This window comes from Pseudomonas juntendi (genome assembly GCF_009932375.1).
In the GTDB taxonomy this organism is placed as follows: Bacteria; Pseudomonadota; Gammaproteobacteria; order Pseudomonadales; family Pseudomonadaceae; genus Aquipseudomonas; species Aquipseudomonas juntendi.
The window spans coordinates 1-8,430 of the sequence record NZ_BLJG01000262.1 but is presented as its reverse complement, the minus strand read 5'-3'; the positions used below and the strand labels follow the sequence as shown (position 1 = coordinate 8,430).

Annotated in this window: 8 protein-coding genes; all 8 read left to right on the top strand. The window is 64.2% G+C overall.

Annotated features, from left to right (window positions below):
- Nucleotides 1-61 precede the first annotated feature (61 nt).
- The gene (locus GYA94_RS23980; protein ID WP_029887330.1) at nt 62-826 is read left to right on the top strand and encodes a FadR/GntR family transcriptional regulator; all 765 of its coding nucleotides are present in this window, start codon (nt 62-64) and stop codon (nt 824-826) included.
- Between the two features lie 90 nt (nt 827-916).
- A complete protein-coding gene (locus GYA94_RS23975; RefSeq protein ID WP_009683011.1) occupies nt 917-2,119 on the top strand; it encodes an ABC transporter substrate-binding protein in 1,203 nt (400 codons plus the stop codon).
- Nucleotides 2,120-2,184: 65 nt separating this feature from the next.
- Complete coding sequence (locus tag GYA94_RS23970) at nt 2,185-3,045, top strand: branched-chain amino acid ABC transporter permease (protein ID WP_161893230.1); 861 nt, start codon at nt 2,185-2,187, stop codon at nt 3,043-3,045.
- A gap of 1 nt (nt 3,046) precedes the next feature.
- The gene (locus GYA94_RS23965) at nt 3,047-4,066 is read left to right on the top strand and encodes a branched-chain amino acid ABC transporter permease (protein ID WP_161893229.1); all 1,020 of its coding nucleotides are present in this window, start codon (nt 3,047-3,049) and stop codon (nt 4,064-4,066) included.
- Nucleotides 4,066-4,818: an ABC transporter ATP-binding protein gene (locus GYA94_RS23960; RefSeq protein WP_054913584.1), complete on the top strand. Its 753-nt coding sequence runs from the start codon at nt 4,066-4,068 to the stop codon at nt 4,816-4,818. Before GYA94_RS23965 ends, GYA94_RS23960 begins: the two co-directional genes overlap by 1 nt.
- A complete protein-coding gene (locus GYA94_RS23955) occupies nt 4,818-5,513 on the top strand; it encodes an ABC transporter ATP-binding protein (RefSeq protein ID WP_009683015.1) in 696 nt (231 codons plus the stop codon). Before GYA94_RS23960 ends, GYA94_RS23955 begins: the two co-directional genes overlap by 1 nt.
- 116 nt (nt 5,514-5,629) lie before the next feature.
- Complete coding sequence (locus GYA94_RS23950) at nt 5,630-6,907, top strand: Zn-dependent hydrolase (RefSeq protein WP_161893228.1); 1,278 nt, start codon at nt 5,630-5,632, stop codon at nt 6,905-6,907.
- A gap of 1 nt (nt 6,908) precedes the next feature.
- Nucleotides 6,909-8,318, top strand: a complete 1,410-nt coding sequence (locus tag GYA94_RS23945; protein WP_161893227.1) for an amidase — start codon at nt 6,909-6,911, stop codon at nt 8,316-8,318.
- Nucleotides 8,319-8,430 lie beyond the last annotated feature (112 nt).

Below are 8,430 nucleotides of genomic sequence, written 5' to 3'. Positions count from 1 at the left end.
GACCCACCCCGGCAAAATTCGCTAAATCCTATTTATCCGCATAAATATGAAAAATAGCGAAATGCTCAAACCCAAACGCAAGCGCCAAAAGCTGTCGGATGTGATCGTCGAATCGGTCAAGCGCTCGATCGTCACCGAAGCGCTGCACCCCGGCGACCGCCTGCCCACCGAGCGTGAGCTGATGGAGCACTTCGAGTGCTCCAAGGGCACTGCCCGCGAGGCACTCAAGGCACTTGAGGTCGAAGGCCTGGTCAGCACCCGCACCGGCCCTGCCGGTGGTGCCTACCTGGCCGAGGTCGGCACCGAGCCCGCCAGCCGAGCGCTGCGCAACTACCTGCACTTTCAGCACCTGGACGGCGAGCAGGTGTACCAGCTGCGCAAAGTCATCGAGGTCGAGTTGGCAGTGTCGGTAATGGGCCAGCTGAGCGAAGCGGACTATGCCGCGCTTGAGGCCAACATCGACTTCTGCAGTGCGCCGGAAGACAGCGAAGAGGGCCAGCGCGAACAGCGCCTGGCGGAGCTGGAGTTCCACACCCTGCTGGCCCACCGCTGCCCCAACCCGTTGCTGCGCTTCATGGCGGTGTTCCTCAACGACCTGCTGCGCGACCTGGTGGTGCTGAAAAAGGCCTACCTGCCCAAGCGCCAGCAGTTCGCCGCAGCCAACATCGACTACCACAAACAACTGCTCAGCGCCCTGCGCGCCAGTGACGAGCCCAGCGTACGCCGGCTGATGCACGAGCACATGTGCGACGCCGAACACCACATGACCGCACTGGAGGGCGAGGTCGCCCGCCACTTCCTGCTGGAGTTCAACCACCACCACTGATCCGCCTGGAAAGAGGCCTGCTCACAGGCCCGGCCGTACCCGCTTTGTCATTGCCACTCCTGCCTAATAACCACAACCAAGGAGTTACCCATGCAAAGACGTACCCTGCTCAAGGCAGGCCTTGCCCTGGGTGCCTTCGGTAGCCTCCCTTTGGGAGCACACCGGGCATTCGCCGATCAACCGTTGACCTTCTATGGGCTCAAGTCCATGTCGGGTGCCTTCGCGAGCTACGGCAAGTACGCCGACATGGGCTCGCGCCTGGCCATCGCCGAATACCCGCAGTTGCTGGGGCGCCCGCTCAAGTACAAAGTCATCGACACCGAAGGCAACGCCGGTAAGGCGGTGCGCAAGGTACAGGAAGCCATTGGCCAGGATGGCGCCCGCTTCTTCCAGGGCTGCACCTTGTCGTCTTCGGCGCTGGCGGTTTCCAAGGAAATACACAAGGCCGGTGGCGTGTTCATGACCCCGGTGGGCGCCGACGAAATCACCGGCAAGGACTGCAACGCCTCGACCTTCCGCTGGTCGGTGCCGACCTACGGCGCCATCCGCGAAACCCTGGTGCCGATGATTCGCCAACTTCCGCAGGCCAAGCGCTGGTACACCATCACCCCGCAATACGTGTTCGGCGACGCGCTGCTGGACAACGCCCGCAAAGTCTTCGCCGAGCAGGGCGTGGAACATATCGGCAATAGCTATCACTCGCTGCAAGAGCAGGAATTCTCGGGTTACCTCACCAATGCCATCGCGGCCAAACCCGACGTGCTGGTGCTGCTCAACTTCGGCAGCCAGGCCTCCAACGCGCTGCGCCAGGCGGTCAACTTCGGCATCAAGGACCGCATGAAAGTACTGATGGTGTGGTCCGCCGGCCTCGACCAGTTCCAGGAACTGGGCAGTGACGTGCTCGAAGGCGTGTACCTGGGCGCGCAGTACTGGCACCAGGTGGATACGCCGCTGAACCAGCAACTGGTTGCCGCCACCCGCAAGGCCTACGGCATCAACCCCAACTACCCGCTGGCCGCCGACTACATCGGCACCAAGGTCATGCTCGAAGCCATCGTCAAGGCCGGCAGCCTGGACGGGGCCGCCGTCTCTGCAGCACTGCAGGGCATGCGTTTCCAGGGGCCGACCGGCGACGAGCTGATCCGCCCGGGCGACCACCAGGTGCTCAAGGATTACTACCTGCTGCGCGGCAAGCCCCAAGGGCAGATGCGCGACGAAGACGACCTGGCCGAAGTCATCAGCTCGGGCCGCTCGTTCGTCGAGCCCGACCACACCGGTTGCGCCTTGGCCTGAAGCCGCGGCGTTAGTCACTCACACTCGTACAGGCAGCCGCGCCGCGCGCTGTCGAGGGCACGCTCATGCTCGATTTGTACCTGTTCCAACTGCTCAACGGCCTGGGCCTGGGGATGATCTACTTCCTCATCGCCGTAGGCCTGACGATCATTTTCGGCTTGCTCAACTTCGTCAACTTCGCCCATGGTGCGTTCTTTCTGCTTGGCGCCTACCTGTGCTACACCGCCGTGGCCATCACCGGCAGCTTCTGGCTGGCGCTGCTGATCGCTCCCTTGGTGGTGGCCGCCCTGGCCTGGGCGGTCGAGCGCCTGCTGATCAAACGCATCTATCACCTGCCACACACCTTCCAGATCCTCGTTACCCTTGGCATCGCCCTGATCATCCAGGAAGCCTCGGTGCTGATCTGGGGCCCCGTGGGCAAGAACATCGCCGTGCCGCCCGAGCTGCGCGGGGTGTTGATCCTGGGTGACTTCATCTACCCGTACTACCGCCTGTTCCTGATCGGTTTCGCCGCACTGATCGGCATTGGCCTGTGGCTGCTACTGGAGCGCACCCGCTTCGGCGCCCTGGTGCGGGCCGGCAGCGAGAGCACCGAAACCGTGTCGCTGCTGGGTACCAATATCTTCCGCCTGTTCTCCCTTACATTCGCCCTGGGCGTAGGCCTGGCCGGCGTGGCCGGTGTGCTGTTCGCGCCGCTGCGCGGTGCCCAGCCCTTCGTCGGCCCGGAAATCCTCGGCATCGCCTTCGTGGTGGTGGTGATCGGCGGCATGGGCTCGTTTGGCGGTGCGCTGGTCGGCGGCCTGTTGGTGGGTGTGGTGCAAAGCATGATGACCAGCCTGTGGCCACAAGGCGCCAGCCTGATGATCTACGGCGCCATGGCGGCGGTGATCCTGGTGCGTCCGTATGGCCTGTTCGGGAGAGCCTGAGATGAGTGAAAAAAACCCTTTGCCAGTCGCCACGGGCCGTGCCCCGGCACTGCTGTTGCTGGTAGTCGCCAGCCTGGTGGCGCTGCCGTTGCTGCTGCCATCGGCCACCCTGGCCACTGAAATCCTGATCTTTGCCCTGGCCGCGCTGGCCTGCAACCTGTTGCTGGGCTACACCGGCCTGCTGTCGTTCGGCCAAGGCATCTTCTTTGGTGTGGGCGCCTATGGTGCGGCATTGCTGATGATCCACCTGCAGTGGGGCATGTTCGCTGCGCTGCTTGGCGCCGCTGTATTCGGCGCCTTCCTCGCGCTGCTGGTGGGCGCCCTGGCCATACGCCGCACGGGCATCTACTTCGTGATGCTGACCTTGGCCTTCAGCCAGATGGCCTATTTCCTGGCCTATACCCTCAGTGGCTGGACCGGCGGCGACAACGGCCTGCTCGACGTACCACGGCCGAACATCGAGATCGCCGGCCATGTGCTGGTCGACCTGGCCGACCCGCGGCACTTCTATGTGTTTGTCGCCGTGCTGTTCCTGCTGATCTTCGCCGGCGCCCTGCGGGTCATTCGCTCGCCGTTCGGCAGCACCCTGCTGGCCATCCGCGAGAACGAGACCCGCGCTGCTGCCATCGGCTATGACACCCGCCATTTCAAGATCCTGGTGTTCATGCTGTCGGGCGCCATCACAGGGATTGCCGGGGCGCTGTACGCCATGCTGCTGCATTTTGCGCCGCTGTCGAACATCGACCTGATGATGAGCGAGAACATTCTGATCATGACCATCGTCGGCGGTACCGGCTCGCTGTTCGGCTCGCTGCTGGGGGCCGGTGCCATCGTGCTGTTGGGCGATGTGCTGTCCGAACTGTGGCCACGCTGGCTGATGCTGCTGGGGGTGATCCTGATCCTGGTCGTGGTGTTCATGCGCGGTGGCCTGTGGGGCGGCCTGGCCGAACTGGCCAAGCGCCTGCTGGCTAGCCGTGCCTCCCACGACAAACCCCAGGCCAAGACCAAGGAGACCTTGTGATGAGCGACTACCTCCTGCAAACCTGCCAGCTGGAGCTGGCATACGGGCCGTTCAAGGCGGTCGCGGGCGTGGACCTCAACGTGCGCGCCGGCACCATTCATACCGTTATCGGGCCCAACGGCGCCGGCAAGACCAGCCTGTTCCACTGCCTGACCGGTGAGCGCCAGGCTACCGCGGGCAAGATCCTGTTCAATGGCCAGGACATCGTCCGCAAGCCGTCCCACGGCCGTGTGGCACTGGGCATGGCGCGTTCGTTTCAGCTCACCAGCCTGTTCCAGAACCTGTCGGTACGCGAGAACCTGCGCCTGGCGGCCCAGGGCCGCGATGGCCTGGGCGCGCTGAACTTCTGGCGTAGCGTCGAGCACAAGCGCAGCCACTGGGACACCGCCGACCAGGTACTGGAGCGCCTGCAGCTGACTGGCCGCGCCAACACCCTCGCCGGCGAGCTGTCGCACGGCCAGCAACGGGTGCTGGAAGTGGGCATGTCCATCTGCGCCAAGCCTACCCTGCTGATGCTCGACGAACCCACCTCGGGCATGGGCATTGATGACATCCCGGTCATGACCGACCTGATCAGCGACCTGGGCCGTGACCATACCGTGCTGTTGATCGAGCACAACATGAGCATCGTCATGTCGATCAGCCAGCGCATCACGGTAATGAGCCACGGCCAGATCCTGGTCGAGGGTACCCCTGAACAGGTGCGCAACGACGAACGCGTGCGCACTGCCTACCTTGGTGAGGCCGCCTGATGCTCAACGTCGATTCGATCCATTCCTACTACGACAAGAGCCATGTGCTCGAAGGCGTCTCGCTCAAGGTCGAGGCTGGCGAACTGGTCACACTGCTTGGGCGCAACGGTGCCGGCAAGACCACCACCTTGCGCAGCATTCTTGGCATCGTTCGCCCTCGGCAGGGGCAGATCAGCTTCAACGGCCAACAGTTGGTCGGCCGTGAAATCTTCGACATTGCCCGGCTGGGCATTGCCCTGGTGCCAGAGCACCGCGGCATTTTCCGCCAGCTCAGTGTCGAGGAGAACCTGAAGATCGCCGTGCGCAAGACCAGCCGCTGGCAGCTGGAGGACGTGTACAGCATGTTCCCGCGGCTGAAGGAGCGGCGCCGTAACGGTGGCTTCGCGTTGTCCGGTGGCGAGCAGCAGATGCTGGCCATCGCCCGCGCCCTGCTCAACGGACCCAAGCTGCTGATCCTTGATGAACCGACTGAAGGTCTGGCGCCGGTGATTGTCGACGAGCTGGTGAAGATTCTGCGGCGCATCAAGGACGAAGGGCTGTCGATCCTGCTGGTGGAGCAGAACCTGATGGTCTGCGATGCCCTTGCAGACCGCCACTACGTGCTGGAGCAGGGTCGGGTTGCCTACCAGGGCAGTGCAGCGCAGTTCCGTGAGGACCCGAGTATCAAGAACCGTTATCTGGCCCTGAGTGCCTGACCCATACCTGCTTTTCTGTACCGGCCTCTTCTAAGGACTACGCAGGACCTGTGGGAGCGGGCAAGCCCGCGAAGAGGCCGGTACCAGCAACCCGATACTTTCAGGAGAGATGAACCATGAACACCCGCATCGATCCCCCGCAGGACCTGCTTGCCCAAGGCCCGCTGGTCAGCCGCGAACGCCTCTGGCAATCGCTGATGGACCTGGCCCAACTCGGCGCCACCGCCAAGGGCGGCGTGTGCCGCCTGGCCCTGACCGACCTTGACCGCCAGGCCCGCGACCTGTTCGTACGCTGGTGCGAAGAAGCCGGCTGCACCGTCAGCGTCGACGCCATCGGCAACATTTTTGCCCGCCGCCCCGGTCGCAACCCGGCCCTGCCGCCGGTCATGACCGGCAGCCACATCGACACCCAGCCTACCGGTGGCAAGTTCGATGGCTGCTACGGGGTCATGGCCGGCCTGGAAGTCATGCGCACCCTCAACGACTTGAAGCTGACCACCGAAGCCCCACTGGAAGTGGTGGTGTGGACCAATGAAGAAGGCTCGCGCTTTCCACCGTGCATGATGGGTTCTGGGGTATTCGCCGGTAAGTTCGACCTGCAGCAGACTCTGGACAAGGTCGATGACCAGGGCCTGTCGGTGGGGGCCGAGCTGCAGCGCATCGGCTATGCCGGCCCGCGCGTACCTACCGGGCATGCCGTGGGTGCCTACTTCGAAGCGCATATCGAGCAAGGCCCGATACTGGAAGACCAGCGCACGACCATCGGCGTGGTCCAGGGCTGCCTGGGGCAGAAATGGTTCGACCTGGTGCTGACCGGTGTAGAAGCACATGCAGGCCCCACCCCCATGCACTTGCGCAAGGATGCGCTGGTCGGTGCCGCCGAGGTCGTGGCTGCGGTCAACCGTATTGCCCACGCCCACCAGCCGCATGCCTGCGGCACGGTAGGCTGCCTGACCCTGCACCCGGGCTCGCGCAACGTCATCCCCGGCCAGGTGCACATGACCATCGACCTGCGCCACCTCGACCCTGGGCACCTCGCTGCCATGGTCAGTGAAGTGCGCACGGCCATCGACACCAGCGCAACGGCACACGGCCTTGCCTGGCAGCTCACCCCGACGGCCGACTTCCCGCCGTTGTACTTCGCCGAGCAGTGCGTGGATGCCGTGCGCCAAGGGGCGCATGCGCTGGGCCTGAGCCACATGGATATTGTCAGTGGTGCCGGCCACGATGCGATTTTCCTCGCCGAGCTGGGCCCGGCCGGGATGATATTCGTACCGTGCGAAGGCGGCATCAGCCACAACGAAATCGAAAATGCCGCGCCGCAGGACCTGGCCGATGGTTGCGACGTATTGCTGCGCGCCATGTTCCAGGCCGCCACCCCAGGAGCCCGCTGAAATGCCTCAGAAAACTGCGATTGGCGAGTTCACCGCTGCCGAACTGCTCGAACTGTACCAGCGCCGCCAGTTGTCGCCTGTGGAGGTGGTCGACGATGTGCTGGCGCGCATCGACCAGCACAACCCGGCGGTCAACGCCTATTGCCACGTCGACGGCGAAGGCGCCCGTGCCGCTGCCCGGGCCAGCGAACAACGCTGGCAACGGGGCGAGCCTTGCGGCCGGATCGATGGCCTACCCGCCTCGATCAAGGACCTGACCCTGACCCGTGGCATGCCTACCCGCAAAGGGTCCCGCACCACCTCCGCGGCCGGGCCATGGGAGGTCGATGCCCCGTTCAGCGCCTTCATGCGTGAGGCCGGTGCAGTCCTGGTGGGCAAGACCACTACCCCCGAGTTCGGCTGGAAGGGCGTCACCGACAACCCGCTGTACGGCATCACTCGTAACCCCTGGAACACACGGCTGACTGCCGGTGGCTCGTCGGGTGGTGCCGCCGCCGCTGCCGCATTGAATCTGGGCGTACTGCACCAGGGCAGCGATGCCGGGGGCTCTATCCGCATACCCTGCGCCTTTACCGGCACCTTCGGCATCAAGCCAACGTTTGGCTATGTGCCGCAATGGCCGGCCAGTGCCATGACCGTACTGTCGCACCTGGGGCCGATGACGCGCACGGTGGACGACGCGGTGCTGATGCTCGACTGTGTCGCCCGCCCCGATCCACGTGACGGGTTGGCTAGTGCGCCACGACAGGCTCCGTGGCTGGGCCAGCAGCAAGACCTGAACGGTCTGCGCATCGCCTACAGTGCCAATTTTGGTTACGTGCAGGTCGACCCGCAGATCGAGGCGCTGGTGGCGCTAGCGGTACAGCGCCTGGCTCGGCTGGGAGCGCAGGTCGAAGAAGTGGACCCCGGCTTCAGCGACCCGCTGGAAACGTTCAATACCCTGTGGTTTGCCGGTGCAGCGCGGCTGGCCGGTACGTTGAGCGATGAACAGCGAGCGCTGCTTGACCCTGGGCTGCGCTGGATTGCCGAACAGGGGGCACGCATCAGCCTGAGCCAGTACACCCAAGCACTGGAGGCACGGGCGGAGTTGATTGCGAAGATGAACGCCTTCCACCAGCGCTATGACGTGCTGGTTTCGCCGATGCTGCCGCTGGTGGCGTTCGAGGCCGGGCACAACGTGCCGCCTGGGTCGGGGATGGGGCAATGGATGGAATGGACGCCGTTCAGCTACCCCTTCAACCTGACCCAACAACCAGCAGCATCGGTGCCTTGCGGGTTCACCCGCGAAGGCTTGCCGGTGGGGCTTCAGGTCGTGGCCGGGCGCTTTGCCGATGATCAGGTGCTGCGGGTGTGCAAGGTGTATGAGCAGCATTACCCGAGCCGGCATTTACAGGCGCCTATTACAGGCTGATAACCCTACTGGCCTTCCCTGCCTCATCGCAGGCAAGCCAGCCCCCACAGGGATCGCCTTAGGGCTGACAGGTGTTTGCCACAAGGTATGGCAGCGCCTGTGAGATTGAGCG